Origin of the sequence: Microbacterium flavescens (genome assembly GCF_018588945.1) — a bacterium.
GTDB lineage: Bacteria > Actinomycetota > Actinomycetes > Actinomycetales > Microbacteriaceae > Microbacterium > Microbacterium flavescens.
Genome location: NZ_JAFIWA010000001.1, coordinates 372,297 through 387,198, shown reverse-complemented (window position 1 = coordinate 387,198; position 14,902 = coordinate 372,297). Strand labels below are relative to the sequence as shown.

The following is a 14,902-nucleotide window of genomic DNA, read 5'->3' as shown; positions in this document are numbered from 1 at the left end:
CGAACGAGGTACATCCATGCCCTCCACCACTCTCGACGAGTCACGCGCCGACCTCGACTCCGGTCGCCGGTCCCGCTCCCGGCGACCGAAGGCCGAGGGCCCGCGCGCCACGTTCGGGCAGCTGCTCCCCTTCCTCTTCGAGCACAAGACCACGCTGATCGTCGTGTCCGTGCTCAGCGTGCTGAGCGCCGTGACGATGCTCGTGCAGCCGCTTCTCGTCGGCCAGGTCATCGACCGCGTGCAGAAGCAGCTCGACCTCGGGATGCTGCTTTGGGCGCTCGTGGCGCTGGTCGTGATCTCGTCGCTCATCTCGGGCTGGCAGCACTACCTGCTCCAGCGCACCGGGACCGCCGTGGTCTACTCGAGCCGCCGCAAGCTGATCGCCCGTATCTTCCATCTGCCGATCAGCGAGTTCGACGCCCGTCGCACGGGCGATCTGGTCTCGCGCGTCGGCAGCGACACGACGCTCCTCTACTCCGCGCTGACACAGGGTCTCGCCGACGCCATCGGCAACGCCCTCCTCTTCGCCGGAGCGCTCATCGCGATGGCGATCATCGATCCGATGCTCCTCGGCATCATCGTGGTGGTGATCGGCGTCTCGGTGGCGGGCGTGGTCGCTTTGAGCGGCCGCATCCGGACCGCGTCGACCGAGCAGCAGGAGAAGGTCGGCGAGCTCGCCTCCGGAGTCGAGCGCGGGGTCGGATCCATCCGCACGGTGCGGGCATCGGGGGCGACGGAGCGCGAAGTCGACGCCGTGACCGAGCGCGCGACCGACGCCTATGTGGTCGGCGTGCGGATCGCGAAGGTGTCGGCACTCGTCGTGCCCATCGCCGGCATCGCGCTGCAGGTCTCGCTGCTCGTCGTCATCGGCCTGGGCGGCTTCCGCGTGGCGACCGGCGCGATCGACATCGCGAGCCTCGTCACCTTCATCATGTTCCTCTTCATGCTGATCGCACCGCTCGGCTCGTTCTTCGGCGCCATCACGTCCGTCAACCAGGCGCTCGGTGCCCTCGGGCGCATCCAGGAGGTTCTCGACCTCCCGACCGAGTCGCAGCGCGACGCCGAGATCGCCTCCGACGTTCGAGTCGCGCACGTGGTCGCCTCGGAGGCCGAGACCCGGCAAAGTGCGCGACTCGAAACCATCGCGACTCCCGCGATCGAATTCCGCGACGTGCGCTTCCGCTACCCCGAAGCGGTCGTGGCCGCGCGTCGCAAGGCCGAGAGCGAGGCGATCGCCGTGCTCGAGAGCGCGCACGTCGACGCACGGGCGATCGTGCGGGACGAGGCATCCCTCGACGGGGTGGACGAATCGGATGCCGCAGCCGAAGTGCTTCGCGGAGTCTCGTTCTCGGTACCGCGCGGCGCCCGCGTGGCGCTCGTCGGACCCTCCGGCGCCGGCAAGAGCACGACCCTTGCCCTCATCGAGCGCTTCTACGACCCGACCGGCGGGGCGATCCTGCTGGACGGGACCGACGTGCGCGCGCTCGACCGCGAAGACCTGCGTGCCCGGCTCGGGTATGTCGAGCAGGATGCCCCGACCCTCGCCGGCACGATCGGCGACAATCTCCGCCTCGCCTCGCCCGAGGCGACGGAAGAGGAGTGCGACGCGGTGCTGCGCGCCGTGAACCTCGGCGAGGTGCTCGACCGCAACCCGCTGGGCCTGGACGCCCCGGTCGGCGAGAGCGGCGTGATGCTCTCGGGCGGCGAGCGCCAGCGCCTCGCGATCGCGCGCGCCCTGCTGGCCGCGCCGCCGATCCTGCTGCTGGACGAGTCGACGTCGTCGCTCGACGGCCTCAACGAGCAGCGCATGCGCGAGGCCATCGACGCCGTGGCCGCCGGGCGCACGCTCATCGTCATCGCCCACCGGCTGTCGACGGTCGTCGACAGCGACCACATCGTCGTGCTGGAGCACGGCCGGGTGGTCGGCCAGGGCACGCACTCGGAGCTCGTGCAGTCGACGCCGCTGTACCGCGACCTCGCGAAGCACCAGCTCCTGGTCTGACCTTCCCCACCTCGGTTGAGCGTCCAGGAAACGCCGTCGCCCGCGGCCAACCCGCGGCGTGTCGTGGACACTCAACGAAGTTCCGCTGCCGCCGGTCGCCGAGCGGGCACCCCGCGCCCCTCGGTTGAGCGTCCAGGAAACGCCGTCCCCCGCGGCCGCCGCGCGGCGCGTCGTGGACACTCAACGAGGTCGCGCGCAGCGCGGGTCGTTGAGCGAGCGCAGCGAGACGAAACGCGCCGGGAAGACGGATGCCCCGGCCCGCCGCACAGCGCGGGACCGGGGCATCCTCCAAGACCGCTCAGGCGCGTTGCAGGCGGTACCGCAGCGCGGCGAGCTCGGCCCACAGCGCCGCCGGAACACGGCCGTCGAACGTGCGGTAGAACTCCTCGGTCAGGTCGGCCTCGCGAAGCCACGAGGCCGGGTCGATGGCGAACAGCTCGTCGAGGTCGGCCTGCGGCACGTCGATGCCGTCGAGGTCGAGGTCCTCGTTGCGGGGCAGGCGGCCGATCGGGCTGTCGACGGCTCCGACCTCGTTGTCGAGGCGGCGGATGATCCAGTCGATGACCCGCGAGTTGTCGCCGAAGCCCGGCCACAGGAACCGTCCGTCCGAGCTCTTGCGGAACCAGTTCACCTGGAACACCCGCGGAGCGCGGTCGAAGCGCAGCTTCTGCCCCACCTTGAGCCAGTGGGCGAAGTAGTCCGCCATGTTGTAGCCGCAGAACGGCAGCATCGCGAACGGGTCGCGGCGCAGCTCGCCGACGGTGCCCTCCGCGGCGGCGGTGCGCTCGGACGAGATGTTCGAGCCCATGAACACGCCGTGCGTCCAGTCCGTGGCCTCGACGACGAGCGGCACGTTCGTGGCCCGGCGTCCGCCGAAGAGGATCGCGTCGAGGGGAACGCCTTCCGGGGCATCCCAGTCGGAGGCGATCTGCGGGCACTGGGCGGCACTCACCGTGAAGCGTGAGTTCGGGTGTGCCGCAGGACGGCCGGATGCCGGGGTCCAGGGGTTGCCCTCCCAGTCGGTGAGCTCTGCCGGCGGCTCGTCGGTGAGGCCCTCCCACCACACGTCGCCATCCGGTCGGAGGGCGACGTTGGTGAAGATGGTGTTGCCCCACAGCGTCTCGACCGCGGTGACGTTGGTCGACTGCCCGGTCCCGGGTGCGACGCCGAAGAATCCGGCCTCGGGGTTGATGGCCCAGAGGCGGCCGTCCTCGCCGGGACGCAGCCACGCGATGTCGTCGCCGAGCGTCTCGACGCGCCAACCGGGGATGGTCGGGCGGAGCATCGCGAGGTTCGTCTTGCCGCACGCCGACGGGAAGGCGGCCGCGAGGTGGTACGCCCGGCCCGCCGGGTCGATGACGCGGATGAGCAGCATGTGCTCGGCCAGCCAGCCCTCGTTGCGGCCGATCACCGAGGCGATGCGCAGGGCGAAGCACTTCTTCGCCAGGATGGCGTTGCCGCCGTAGCCGGAGCCGAACGACCACACCTCGAGCGTGTCGGGGAAGTGGACGATGTACTTCTCGTCGTTGCACGGCCACGGCACGTCTTCCTCGCCCGGCTGGAGCGGGGCGCCGACGGAGTGCACCGTCTTCACCCACGGTGCACCGCCGGCGATCTCACGCAGCACCTCGGTGCCGACGCGGGTCATGATCCCGATCGACGCGACGGCGTAGGCGCTGTCGGTGATCTGCACGCCGATGTGCGAGAGCGGTCCGCCGACGGGGCCCATGGAGAACGGCACGACGTACATCGTGCGGCCGCGCATCGAGCCGTCGAAGAGCGGAGTGATGGTCGCGCGGATCTCGTCGGGTGCCGCCCAGTTGTTCGTGGGGCCGGCATCCTCTTCACGCTCGGAGGCGATGAACGTCCGCGCCTCGGTGCGCGCGACGTCGCTGGGGTGCGAACGCGCGAGGTACGAGCCGGGCCGCCATTCGGGGTTGAGCTTGATCAGCTTGCCCTCGTCGACCATCTCGCGCAGGAGCGCGTCGTTCTCGGCCCGGGTGCCGTCGACCCAGTGGACGCGGTCGGGCTTGGTCAGCGCGGTGATCTCGTCGACCCACGCGACCAGCCCAGCCAGTCCGGCGCCCTGGATCGCGGGCAGCTCGCCGTGCGCGCGGCTCACGGCAGGTCGTGCCGGGGTCGAGCCTTCGTGCCGGGTGAAGATGTCGGCAAGGGCCATGGTGTCGCTCCTCTGCGATTCGACGTTCAGATGTGAGGTCTTCCTCCACTTTCGTTGCATTACGTGACGTCTTCCAGCCACTAGCGCCGTCAAGAGTTGCAATTCTTTCGTTATGCTCAAGGAATGCCACCGACCGCTCTCGAACTCTCGACCCTGGGCCACCGCATCCGTCATCAGCGCATCTCGCATGGGTACACGCTCGATGAACTGGGTGAGCGCGTCGGCGTCGCGGGCAGTCAGCTGAGCCTGATCGAGAACGGGAAGCGCGAGCCCAAGCTGTCCCTGCTGCAGGCGATCGCCTCGGCGACCGGGGTGGACGTCGGCGACCTGCTGTCATCCGAGCCGCCGAACCGGCGAGCTGCGCTGCAGATCGAGCTCGAGCGCGCGCAGGCGAGCTCGGTGTTCCGCCAGCTCGGCATCGCACCGGTCAAAGTCACCAAGGGCATGTCCGACGAGACCCTCGAGTCGATCCTCGGCCTCCATCGCGAGCTGCAGCGCCGCGAACGCGAGGCCATCGCCACGCCCGAGGAGGCGCGCCGCGCGAACACCGAGCTGCGCCTGGAGATGCGCGCGGTCGACAACTACCTCCCCGACATCGAGAAGCTCGCCGAGAAGCAGCTGAAGGCCGCCGGGCACACGTCGGGCGCCCTCACGCACCGCACCGTCAGCATCATGGCGCAGAAGCTCGGGTTCGAGCTGATCTACGTGAACGACCTCCCGCACTCCGCGCGCTCGGTCACCGACCTCGAGAACGGCCGCATCTACCTGCCGCCCGCGTCGATCCCCGGCGGGCACGGCCTGCGTTCGATGGCGCTGCAGGCGATGGCACACCGACTCCTCGGCCACAAGCGGCCCACCGACTACGCCGACTTCCTGAAGCAGCGCCTCGAGATCAACTACTACGCCGCGTGCTGCCTCATGCCCGAGACGGCGTCCGTCACGTTTCTCCAGCAGGCCAAGAAGGACCGCAACCTGGCGGTCGAGGACTTCCGGGACGCGTTCGGCGTGACCCACGAGGCGGCGGGAATGCGCCTGACCAACCTGGCGACCCAGCATCTCGGCATCCGACTCCACTTCCTCCGCGTCGACGGATCGGGCGCGATCACCCGCGTGTACGAGAACGACGATCTGCCTCTCCCGATGGACGTCACCGGCGCCGTCGACGGCCAGATCGCGTGCCGGAAGTTCTCGGCGCGGTCGGCGTTCTCGGAGCAGAACCGCACGACCGAGCACTACCAGTACACCGACACCCCGGCCGGGACTTTCTGGTGCTCGACCCAGACGGGGACGACCTCCGAGGGCGAGTTCTCGATCACGGTCGGGGTGCCCTTCGACGACGCCCGGTGGTTCCGCGGGCGCGAGACGCAGAAGCGCGCCACCTCGACCTGCCCCGACGAGTCGTGCTGCCGCCGGCCGGCCGCCGACGTCGCGGAGCGCTGGGCGGGCAAGTCCTGGCCGAGCGCCCGCGTGCACATGCAGATGTTCTCCCCGCTCCCCCGCGGAACGTTCCCGGGCGTCGACGACAACGAGGTCTACGCCTTCCTCGAGCGCCACGCGTAGGCCGCCCGTCGGTCGCGAGGGGCGGGTCGCGTCGGCGGATGTCGCGCGGGCGGCGTAGCCTCGAGAGGTGACCCCGGAACTCGCCGCCCGCATCGTCGCGGACTCCCGCGATCGGGTGGCGTGGGTGCGCGCACGGTCGCGCGGGATCACGGCGACGGACGTCGCGAGCCTGACCTCCGAGCGGGCCATCACGCGGGCGGCCGACGCCAAGCTGATGGGGTCCGGGTTCTCCGGCAACGCCTACACCGCCCACGGGCGCGCGCGCGAGCCGGAGATCGCCGCGTGGGTCGCGGCGACGCACGGCATTCAGCCGTCCTCCGCGCTGTTCCATGCCGTGGTCGAGAAGCGCCACCTCGCGACACCCGACGGCATCGCCGTCGACTCGGGCGGGCGCGTCACGCTCTGCGAGATCAAGACGACGAACAAGTCGTGGCGCAGCATCCCGCGCTCGTATCTTCGCCAGGTGTGGTGGCAGCAGCACGTGCTCGGCGCCGAACGCACCCTGGTCGCCTGGGAGCAGCACGACGCCTTCGTGCCCGTCGGCGACGAGCCGCGGTGCGCCTGGGTCGACCGCGACGAGGCCGAGATCGCGAAGCTCGTCAAGCTCGCCACCGCTCTCATCGACGAGCTCTATCACCGCACGACCAAGGGCCGTATGACGACGGAGGAGCGGATGCCTCAGCCCGCCGCACCGCGTCAGCCCTTCCGCGCGCTCGCCCTCGCAGACTGAGCGCGAGTCCCGCCTACCGATTGCGCGACCCGGGCGCAAGGCCTTCGGCGTCGATCTCGGCTTGTTCGACAATGGCGCGATGACATCCCACTCCACGCCGGACGTCGACATCACCCCGTGGGGCATCGGGTGGACCGGATGGGAGGAGGCGGGCCTCGCCCACCGGGAGTCGCTTCTCGCGCTCTCCAACGGGCACATCGGATGGCGGGGATCCCTCGACGAGGGCGACCCGTGCGGGGCGGCCGGCAGCTTCGTGAACGGAGTCTTCGAGGAGCATCCGATGCCGTACGCCGAAGACGGCTACGGCTATCCGGAGCATGGGCAGACCCTGATCAGCGTGCCCGACGGCAAGATCATCCGGCTGCTCGTCGACGATGAGGCCCTCGACATCCGCACGGGTCGACTGCACGAGCACGAGCAGTTCCTCGACTTCCAGACCGGGATCCTCTCCCGACGCATGCGGTGGACCTCACCCGCCGGGCGCACAGTGGAGATCACCTCGGAGCGTCTGGTGTCCTTCACCCGACGCTCGGTCGCCGCCGTCCGCTATGAGGTCACTGCCGTCGACGGGCCCGCCGAGCTGACGCTGCTGTCCGAGATCGTCGCGAACGTGCCGACGCCCGAGGTCCACCCTGATCCACGCGTCATGAGCGCGCTCGAGCGACCGCTGGAGGGGGTCACCCATGTCGTCGACGGTTCGACGGCGACCCTGATCCATCGCACGCGCCGGAGCGGCGTCGCGATGGCCGTCACCATGGATCATCGGGTCACCTCGACCGCGCCGTGGGAGTCATCGACGGATGCCTCGCCCGACCTGGCGCGTGCGACGGTGCGCACACGACTGGAGCCGGGAGACAGCATCCGGCTGCTCAAGTTCGTCGGACATGAGGCGGCGGATGCCGTGGCGGAGTCCGCGCTGCGCGACCGCGCGGAGGCGGCGGTCGCGACGGCGGTCGAGGTTGGCTGGGAGGGGCTGGCGCGCGAGCAGCGGGAGTACCTCGATGAGTTCTGGGCGTGTGCCGACGTCCGCATCGAGGGCTCCGCGCGGCTCCAGCAGGCGGCGCGCTTCTCGCTCTTCGAGGTGCTGCAGTCCGCCGCCCGCGCCGACCGGCGTCCCATCCCGGGCAAGGGCCTCACCGGGTCCGGGTACGAAGGCCATGCGTTCTGGGATGCCGAGGCCTTCGTGCTGCCGGTGCTGACCTACACCGTCCCCGCCGCCGCACGCGAGGCGCTGCGGTGGCGCCACGCGACTCTGGGGCATGCGCGCGATCGGGCGGTGCAGCTGCACCTGGCCGGAGCCGCCTTCCCGTGGCGGACGATCGACGGGCGGGAGTGCTCCGGGTACTGGCCGGCCGGAACCGTCGCGTTCCACATCAACGCCGACATCGCCGATGCCGTGGTCCGCTATGTGCGGGCCACGGGCGATGGCGACTTCGAACGCGAGGCGGGTGCCGAGCTCCTCATCGAGACCGCCCGCCTCTGGATCGCGCTCGGCAGGTGGGACGAGCGGGCTGTCTTCCACATCGACGGCGTGACCGGTCCGGACGAGTACACCGCCCTGGTCAACGACAACGTCTTCACGAACCTGATGGCGCAGAAGAACCTGCGGGCCGCGGTGGACGTCGCGCAGCGGCATCCCGACGAGGCTCGCACCCTCGGTGTCGGCGCGGAGGAGATGGCGGGCTGGGCCACGGCTGCGTCGAGCATCCACATCCCGGTGGATGTGAGGAGACGCGTGCACCAGCAGTCGGCCGGCTTCACCGATCTCCAGCGGTGGGATTTCGACGGCACATCGCCCGACCAGTATCCGCTCGCCGATCACTTCCCGTATTTCGATCTCTACCGCAAGCAGGTGGTGAAGCAGGCGGACCTCGTGCTCGCGCTCCAGTTCGCGCCCGAGGCGTTCACCCCCGAGGAGACCGAGCGGGCGTTCGCCTACTACGAGCCGCTCACCGTCCGGGACTCGTCGCTCTCGGCATCCTCGCAAGCCGTCGTCGCCGCGCGGATCGGCCATCTGCCCCTCGCGATGGCGTATCTCGACGAGGCCGCGAGGCTCGATCTCGACGACCTGCACGCGAACACGGACGACGGGCTTCACATCGCTGCGGTCGCCGGCGTGTGGAGTGCGCTGGTCTGCGGATTCGGCGGCATGCGCGAGGGCGCCGAGGGGCTGTCGTTCGCACCGCGCCTCTCGCCGCCGATGACGGCGCTGTCGTTCGGCGTCCGCGTGACCGGCCGGACTCTCCGCGTCGATGTCGAGCCGGATGCCGCGACGTATCGGCTGAGCGAGGGGCCGGCGCTGTCCATCCGGCACTTCGGCGAGACGGTCGTCGTCGATCCGGGCGTCGCGTGCCGGCGAGCGATTCCCGCCGCGTCCGATCCGGGGCCCGCCCCGTCGCCGCCGCCTGGGCGTGAGCCGGGAAGTCGCCTGCCCAACGAATGAGGGCGACCCTTCGGGAATAGTTGACTCAGATCAACGATTATAGATATAGTTGACATTCTTCAACTGTTGACCTCAGTCAATCATCCGCGTCATCGTCGCCGCACCCTCACTCCACTCCTGACGAAAGACACTCATGGCCTCTTCCCCTATCGCGACCGATCCGGACGCCGCGGCCGCCGACAAGCGTCAGCACCGCCGTGTGCTGCAGGCGCTCACGGGCCTGCTGCTCGGCATGTTCGTCTCGATGCTCGCCTCGACGGTCGTCTCCACGTCGCTGCCGGTCATCGTCCACGACCTCGGCGGGGACCAGGCGGCATTCACGTGGGTCATCACGGCGACCCTCCTCACCACGGCGATCTCGACTCCGGTCTGGGGCAAGCTCGCCGACCTCTTCAATCGCAAGCTGCTGATCCAGATCGCGATCGTGATCTTCGTCCTGGCGACCGCCGCCGCGGGCTTCTCGCAGGATCCCGGCACGCTCATCGCCTTCCGTGCGGTCCAGGGCATCGGCGCAGGCGGCCTGGCCGCGCTCAGCCAGATCATCATGGCCGACATCATCAGCCCGCGTGAGCGCGGTCGGTACATGGGCCTTTTCGGCGCCGTGATGGCGGTCGCCACCGTCGGCGGTCCTCTCCTCGGCGGCTTCATCACCGACACCATCGACTGGCGCTGGAACTTCTTCATCGCTTTGCCGTTCGCCGCTGCCGCGCTGATCATGCTTCAGCGCACGCTGCACCTGCCGGTGCGTCCGAAGACGAAGGCGCGCATCGACTACGTCGGCATCGTGCTGCTCTCGACGGCCGCCTCGCTGCTGCTCATCTGGATCACCAACGCCGGCAAGGACTACGACTGGTGGAGCACCGAGACCATCCTCATGGTCGGCGGCGCACTGCTGGCCACCGTCGCGTTCATCATCGTCGAGCTGCGCTCGAAGGAGCCGCTCGTCCCGCTCACGCTGTTCCGCGACCGAACCTTCACGCTCGCCGTCGTCGCGTCGATCTCGATCGGCATCGCGATGTTCGGCACGTCGGTGTTCCTCAGCCAGTACATGCAGCTGGCGCGCGGGGCCACCCCGACCGAGGCTGGCCTCATGACGATCCCGATGATCGCGGGTCTGCTGATCGCCTCCATCGTCATCGGAGGCCTCGTGACCCGTCACGGCCACTGGAAGCCGTACCTCATCGTCGGCGGCGTCCTGCTGATCGCCGGATCGTTCATGCTGTCGACGATCCACTACGACACCGACTTCGTGCTCGTCTCGCTGTACATGTTCCTGCTCGGCGCGGGCGTCGGCATGACCATGCAGAACCTGGTGCTCATCGTGCAGAACACCGCGAAGCCGAGTGAGATCGGCGTCGCGAGCTCGGGAGTCACGTTCTTCCGCAGTCTCGGCGGCACCATCGGCGTCTCGGTGATGGGCGCGGCACTGGCCACCTCGGCGACCGACCTGTTCAGCTCGCGCAAGGACGACATCGGCGCGGCCCTCGCAAAGCTCGGCGAGAAGGGCGCGGCCATCGGCGAGCAGCTCCAGTCGGGCACCATCCCGCAGGTGTCCGCACTGCCGGAGTCGATCCGCGTGATCGTCGAGGACATCTACGCCCAGGCCATCGCCCACTCGTTCCTGATCGCCGTGCCGCTGGCCGTGATCAGCCTCATCGCGATCATCTTCCTGCCCAACAAGCCCCTCAACCGCATGACGACGAGCGAGCGCGTGGCCGCGAGCGAGGCCGACCTCGCGACGGTCTCGACCGCCGAGGGCATGTCGAGGCTGCAGGCGACCGCGTCGGAGGAGGGAGCGGATGCCTCGACCCGCGGCTCCGCCGAATCCACCCCGGCACCTGCGGACGAGGCATCCGCTCACCACCGCTAATGTCGATCACGATGGCCGCCGAAGACACCCGAGAGGCGCGCACCGAAGCGGTGCGCGCCCTCGAGGCGGAGTTCGGCGAACTGATCAACCGGTTCCGGCGCATCATCTCCGAGAACGCCGGTCGTGTGAGTCCCGGCATGCTGCCGGGCGCGTACAAGGTGTTCACGACGATCGTCCGGCGAGAGTCGATCACCCTGTCGGCCCTCGCCGAGAGCCTCATGGCCGACAAGGGACAGATCAGCCGCACGGTGCGCGAGCTCGAGCAGCTGGGGCTCATCGAGCGCACGCCCGACCCCGACGACGGACGCTCGAGCCTGCTGTCGCCGACGCCCGAGGGGCTGACGCGCCTCGCCGCGGCCCGCGCCCCGCAGGAGCGGACACTGGTCGACTCGCTCGAGGAGTGGGACATCGACGACATCCGCAATCTCTCGCGCCTGCTGCACGCGCTGACCGCCGGCGAATCGCCCGAGGCCGGCTCGTCCTGACCCCGCCGGCCGGCGGCTTCTCTGCGCGGTAGCACCCGCGTAACACGGGCGAGACAATCTCGCGGTTGACTGGCGTGACGCGGCCGCGAGTGCTGCCGACGACGATGTGCGCGGAAGGGGGCGTCCGATGAGATTCCGGCCGCTGCGATCAGCCTCAGCCTCCGACGTCGGGCGGGTGGCCGTGGCCCCGCCGCCCGACGTCATGAACGCGGTCGTCTTCGACGCACCAGGAGACGCCGACACGCTGCGCACCGCGCGGATGCCCGTGCCGTCGCCCGTCATCAGCGAGCTGCTCGTGCGCGTGGTGGCGGCGGGCGTCAACCCCATCGACGCGAAGACACGTGCCGGCGCCGGAGTCTCAGCGCAGATCCCCTCCTTCCCCTCGACCATCGGCTTCGACTTCAGCGGCATCGTGGTCAAGAGCCCGTACGAAGCCCACCCGCTCCCCCCAGGCACCCCCGTCTTCGGGATGACCGCGTTCCCGCGCTCCGGTGGGACCTACGCCGAGTACGCCGTGGTTCCGTCCCTCTCGGTGGCGCGCAAGCCTGCCTCGCTGTCGCATGTCGAGGCGGCGGGGGTTCCCCTGGCCGCCCTCACCGCATGGGGACTCGTCGTCGAGACGGCGCGTGCGCACGAGGGCCAGCGCATCCTGATCCACGCCGGCAGCGGCGGCGTCGGGCACTTCGCCGTCCAGTTCGCCGCGTACTTCGGCGCGCACGTGACGGCGACCGCTTCGGGCCGCAACGCCGCGTGGCTGCGCGAGCTGGGCGCGGCCGTGGTCATCGACCACACCACGACCCGGTTCGAGGAGGTCGTCGGCGACGTCGACGTCGTGATCGACCTCATCGGCAACGTGCACGCGAGCACCGGCGACCGATCCCTGCAGGTGCTGCGTCCCGGCGGGCTGTACGTCGTGGTGCCGACCGGGTCCTGGCCCGAATACGCCGAAGCGGCCGACGCCGCCGGCGTGCGGGCGACGAGCTACAAGGTCATCCCCGACGGAGGCTCGCTCTCGACGATCGCGCGTCTGCTCGACTCCGGCGCCGTGCAGGTGTACATCGACCGGGTCTTCGCGCTCGACGAGGCCGCCGCCGCGCACCGCATGCTCGAAGAGGGCCACACCCGCGGCAAGATCGTCCTGCGCGTCAGCGACGACTGACCCGCACCCCGCCTGGCGGCTCGGCGGCTCGACGCCCTCCCCCTCTCGGTTGAGTGTCCAGGACACGCCGCGTCGCGCCGCCCGCCCGCGGCATGTCCTGGACGGTCAACCCCAGGTGCGGGCGGGGAGGGGAGGGGCGGGGAGGGGCGGTCAGGGCGCAGGCCGCAGGACGCGCCGGCCCTCGGCCACGATCTCGTCGGCGATGGCGTCGAGGAGCGGCGAGCGCAGGTTCCACTGCTGCCAGTGCAGCGGCACGTCGACGGGGCTGCCGCCGAGCTGCACCAGCTCGCCGCTCTCGAGCGGCTCTCGCGACTGGAAGGTCGGCAGCAGCGCCCAGCCGAGCCCGAGCCGCACCGACGTGGCGAAGTCGTTCGATGCCGGCACATAGTGGCGCGGCGGCAGCGACGGATCGACGCCCTCCGACGCCAGCCAGTCGTTCTGCAGATCGTCGCGGCGATCGAAGTCGACGACGGGCGCGGACTCGAGCGCGTCGCGACGGTCTCCGCCCAGCCAGCGCTCGACGAAGCCGGGCGTCGCCACCGCCTCGTATCGCATGGCACCCAGGCCGCTGACGCGGCATCCCGCCACCGGCGTCGCCCTCGAGGTGACGGCTCCCATGACGGTACCCGACTCCAGCAGCGCGGCAGTGAAGTCCTGATCGTCGCGATGAAGCTCGAAGACGACCGGATGCCGCTGCGACAGGCGCGCGAGCGGTTCGAGGAACCACGTGGCCAGCGAGTCGGCATTGACCGCCAGCGGCACGGACGTGCGAGCGCCGGCATGCGGGTCGGCGCCGAGCTCGGCGAGCGTGTCGTGCTCGAGCAGCGCCGCCTGGCGGGCCAGCCGGACGATCGCGGCACCCGCCTCGGTCGCACGAGCCGGCTTGGATCGCACCAGGACGACGCGGCCGAGTTGCTCCTCGAGCGTCTTGATGCGCTGGCTCACGGCCGACGGCGTGATGTGCAGGCGGCGGGCCGCCGCATCCAAGGTCCCTTCGTCCACCACGGCGGCGACGGTCTCGGTGAGTTCGAACGGGATTCTCATCAACAGTCAGGCTAATGCACCTGAATAATGATGAGCTGGACTGAATCAACACCTCGGCTTAGCGTCGAAGCGTGCTCACTTCAGTTCTCGCCGGCTTCGGCCTCGGCCTCTCCCTCATCGTCGCGATCGGCGCGCAGAATCTCTTCGTGCTGCGCCAGGGGCTGCGGCGCGAGCACGTCTTCGTCGTCGCGGCGATCTGCGCGGCATCCGATGCTCTCCTCATCGCACTCGGGGTGTCGGGCGTCGGCCTCGTGCTGGGCGCCGTGCCCTGGCTCGTCGACGTCGTGCGCTGGGCCGGCGCGGCGTTCCTCGTCTGCTACGGACTGCTGGCTGCCCGGCGTGCGTGGCGGGGTTCGGATCAGGGACTGGATGCATCGGCTGACGCCGGCCCGATCGCACACGGCGCCCACCGCGGCGCCGGCACCGCCACTCGCACCCGGCTGATGCCGGTGGTGCTCACGTGCCTGGCGCTGACGTGGCTCAACCCTCACGTTTACCTCGACACGGTCTTCCTGCTCGGCACCGTCGCCAGCACGCACGGCGACCAGCGCTGGCTGTTCGCCGCAGGAGCCATGTCGGCCAGCGTGGTCTGGTTCTTCGGCCTCGCGTTCGGCGCGCGCTACCTCGGGCGGTGGCTCTCGACGCCACGCGCGTGGCGCATCCTCGACGCGGTGATCGCGGTCGTCATGATCGGCCTCGGAGTGAGCCTGGTCCTCCCCCACTGAGCCGGTGGCGGTCGTCAGCGCTCGATCTGCTCGCGCCGCGCGGTGACGAGTGCCCGCACGACCTCGTCGGGGAGCGGATGCTCGGGCTGGAACCGGATCGTGCCCTTGTCGAGCCCGATGCCGGGGTGATCGGCGAGCGCATCGGCGACGGAGCCCACAGCCTCGGGACTGAACGGGTAGACCCCGATGTGCTTCTTCGCCCGCATCACCGAGATCAACGGCTTGCCACGGTAGACGAGCGCCGGCATCCCATAGCCGAGGCCCTGCTCCGCCTCGGGCACCACCTCGCGCGCAAGGCCGTAGACGTGGGCGACGGCGTCGCGGTCGGCGGGATCGAGCTGGGCGAGCAGGTCGTCGACGGTTCCCATGCAGGCATCTTGTCATCGACGGGTCGCGATGGGCACCCCGAGCACGGCACGATGGGAGGCATGAAGCGCGTTCACGTGGTCGTGCGCGGCGAGGTGCAGGGCGTCGGGTATCGCTACACGCTGCGCATGGTCGCCCGCGAGGCGGGCGTCGCCGGATGGGTGCGCAACCGCAGGGACGGCTCCGTCGAGGCCGAGATCGAGGGATCCGACGACAGCATCGACGAGGTGCTCGCGTGGATGGCCGAAGGCCCGCCCGGGTCGCGGGTCACGGAAGCGACGGTGACGGATGCCGCGCCCTCCGGCGATGCGACCTTCGAGGTCCGCCCGACCGCCTGAC

Annotated in this window: 12 protein-coding genes; 9 read left to right on the top strand and 3 right to left on the bottom strand. The window is 70.1% G+C overall.

Annotated elements, in window-relative coordinates; genetic code table 11:
* The first annotated feature begins 16 nt into the window (after nucleotides 1-16).
* The gene (locus JX005_RS01825; protein ID WP_214465689.1) at nucleotides 17-2,002 is read left to right on the top strand and encodes an ABC transporter ATP-binding protein; all 1,986 of its coding nucleotides are present in this window, start codon (nucleotides 17-19) and stop codon (nucleotides 2,000-2,002) included.
* Nucleotides 2,003-2,300: 298 nt separating this feature from the next.
* Here the strand turns inward: JX005_RS01825 and JX005_RS01820 are convergent, their stop codons facing one another.
* Nucleotides 2,301-4,181, bottom strand: coding sequence for a phosphoenolpyruvate carboxykinase (GTP) (locus tag JX005_RS01820; protein WP_214465688.1), 1,881 nt, complete (start codon nucleotides 4,179-4,181; stop codon nucleotides 2,301-2,303).
* 123 nt (nucleotides 4,182-4,304) lie between these two features.
* Here JX005_RS01820 and JX005_RS01815 point away from each other — a divergent pair, with 123 nt between their 5' ends.
* The 6 genes from JX005_RS01815 to JX005_RS01790 all read left to right on the top strand — a co-directional run bounded on the left by JX005_RS01815 (nucleotide 4,305) and on the right by JX005_RS01790 (nucleotide 12,428).
* Nucleotides 4,305-5,741 carry an XRE family transcriptional regulator gene (locus JX005_RS01815; protein WP_214465687.1) on the top strand — a complete coding sequence of 479 codons (1,437 nt, stop codon included), beginning with the start codon at nucleotides 4,305-4,307 and terminating at the stop codon, nucleotides 5,739-5,741.
* Nucleotides 5,742-5,808: 67 nt separating this feature from the next.
* A complete protein-coding gene (locus tag JX005_RS01810; RefSeq protein WP_214465686.1) occupies nucleotides 5,809-6,471 on the top strand; it encodes a YqaJ viral recombinase family protein in 663 nt (220 codons plus the stop codon).
* A 79-nt stretch (nucleotides 6,472-6,550) separates the two neighbouring features.
* On the top strand, nucleotides 6,551-8,914 hold the full coding sequence (locus JX005_RS01805; RefSeq protein WP_214465685.1) for a glycoside hydrolase family 65 protein: 2,364 nt from the start codon (nucleotides 6,551-6,553) through the stop codon (nucleotides 8,912-8,914).
* Nucleotides 8,915-9,047: 133 nt separating this feature from the next.
* A complete protein-coding gene (locus tag JX005_RS01800; protein WP_214465684.1) occupies nucleotides 9,048-10,784 on the top strand; it encodes an MDR family MFS transporter in 1,737 nt (578 codons plus the stop codon).
* Nucleotides 10,785-10,795: 11 nt separating this feature from the next.
* Nucleotides 10,796-11,269 carry a MarR family winged helix-turn-helix transcriptional regulator gene (locus JX005_RS01795; protein ID WP_246533396.1) on the top strand — a complete coding sequence of 158 codons (474 nt, stop codon included), beginning with the start codon at nucleotides 10,796-10,798 and terminating at the stop codon, nucleotides 11,267-11,269.
* Between the two features lie 127 nt (nucleotides 11,270-11,396).
* Nucleotides 11,397-12,428 carry an NADP-dependent oxidoreductase gene (locus JX005_RS01790; protein ID WP_214465682.1) on the top strand — a complete coding sequence of 344 codons (1,032 nt, stop codon included), beginning with the start codon at nucleotides 11,397-11,399 and terminating at the stop codon, nucleotides 12,426-12,428.
* Between the two features lie 150 nt (nucleotides 12,429-12,578).
* On the opposite strand, the gene JX005_RS01785 is transcribed toward JX005_RS01790, so the two are convergent.
* Nucleotides 12,579-13,472 carry a LysR family transcriptional regulator ArgP gene (locus JX005_RS01785; protein WP_214465681.1) on the bottom strand — a complete coding sequence of 298 codons (894 nt, stop codon included), beginning with the start codon at nucleotides 13,470-13,472 and terminating at the stop codon, nucleotides 12,579-12,581.
* 71 nt (nucleotides 13,473-13,543) lie between these two features.
* Between JX005_RS01785 and lysE the strand changes: the two genes are divergently transcribed.
* Nucleotides 13,544-14,197 carry an L-lysine exporter gene (lysE, locus tag JX005_RS01780; RefSeq protein WP_214465680.1) on the top strand — a complete coding sequence of 218 codons (654 nt, stop codon included), beginning with the start codon at nucleotides 13,544-13,546 and terminating at the stop codon, nucleotides 14,195-14,197.
* A 14-nt stretch (nucleotides 14,198-14,211) separates the two neighbouring features.
* Here the strand turns inward: lysE and JX005_RS01775 are convergent, their stop codons facing one another.
* Nucleotides 14,212-14,565: an iron chaperone gene (locus tag JX005_RS01775; protein ID WP_214465679.1), complete on the bottom strand. Its 354-nt coding sequence runs from the start codon at nucleotides 14,563-14,565 to the stop codon at nucleotides 14,212-14,214.
* 60 nt (nucleotides 14,566-14,625) lie between these two features.
* On the opposite strand from JX005_RS01775, the gene JX005_RS01770 reads away from it, so the two are divergent.
* Nucleotides 14,626-14,901 carry an acylphosphatase gene (locus tag JX005_RS01770; RefSeq protein WP_214465678.1) on the top strand — a complete coding sequence of 92 codons (276 nt, stop codon included), beginning with the start codon at nucleotides 14,626-14,628 and terminating at the stop codon, nucleotides 14,899-14,901.
* The last annotated feature ends 1 nt before the right edge of the window (nucleotide 14,902 follow it).

Coding starts and splice junctions, on each gene's coding strand:
- JX005_RS01825 (WP_214465689.1), top strand. CDS start 17: ATGCCCTCCACCACTCTCGACGAGTCACGCGCCGACCTCGACTCCGGT.
- JX005_RS01820 (WP_214465688.1), bottom strand. CDS start 4,181: ATGGCCCTTGCCGACATCTTCACCCGGCACGAAGGCTCGACCCCGGCA.
- JX005_RS01815 (WP_214465687.1), top strand. CDS start 4,305: ATGCCACCGACCGCTCTCGAACTCTCGACCCTGGGCCACCGCATCCGT.
- JX005_RS01805 (WP_214465685.1), top strand. CDS start 6,551: ATGACATCCCACTCCACGCCGGACGTCGACATCACCCCGTGGGGCATC.
- JX005_RS01800 (WP_214465684.1), top strand. CDS start 9,048: ATGGCCTCTTCCCCTATCGCGACCGATCCGGACGCCGCGGCCGCCGAC.
- JX005_RS01795 (WP_246533396.1), top strand. CDS start 10,796: ATGGCCGCCGAAGACACCCGAGAGGCGCGCACCGAAGCGGTGCGCGCC.
- JX005_RS01790 (WP_214465682.1), top strand. CDS start 11,397: ATGAGATTCCGGCCGCTGCGATCAGCCTCAGCCTCCGACGTCGGGCGG.
- JX005_RS01785 (WP_214465681.1), bottom strand. CDS start 13,472: ATGAGAATCCCGTTCGAACTCACCGAGACCGTCGCCGCCGTGGTGGAC.
- JX005_RS01775 (WP_214465679.1), bottom strand. CDS start 14,565: ATGGGAACCGTCGACGACCTGCTCGCCCAGCTCGATCCCGCCGACCGC.
- JX005_RS01770 (WP_214465678.1), top strand. CDS start 14,626: ATGAAGCGCGTTCACGTGGTCGTGCGCGGCGAGGTGCAGGGCGTCGGG.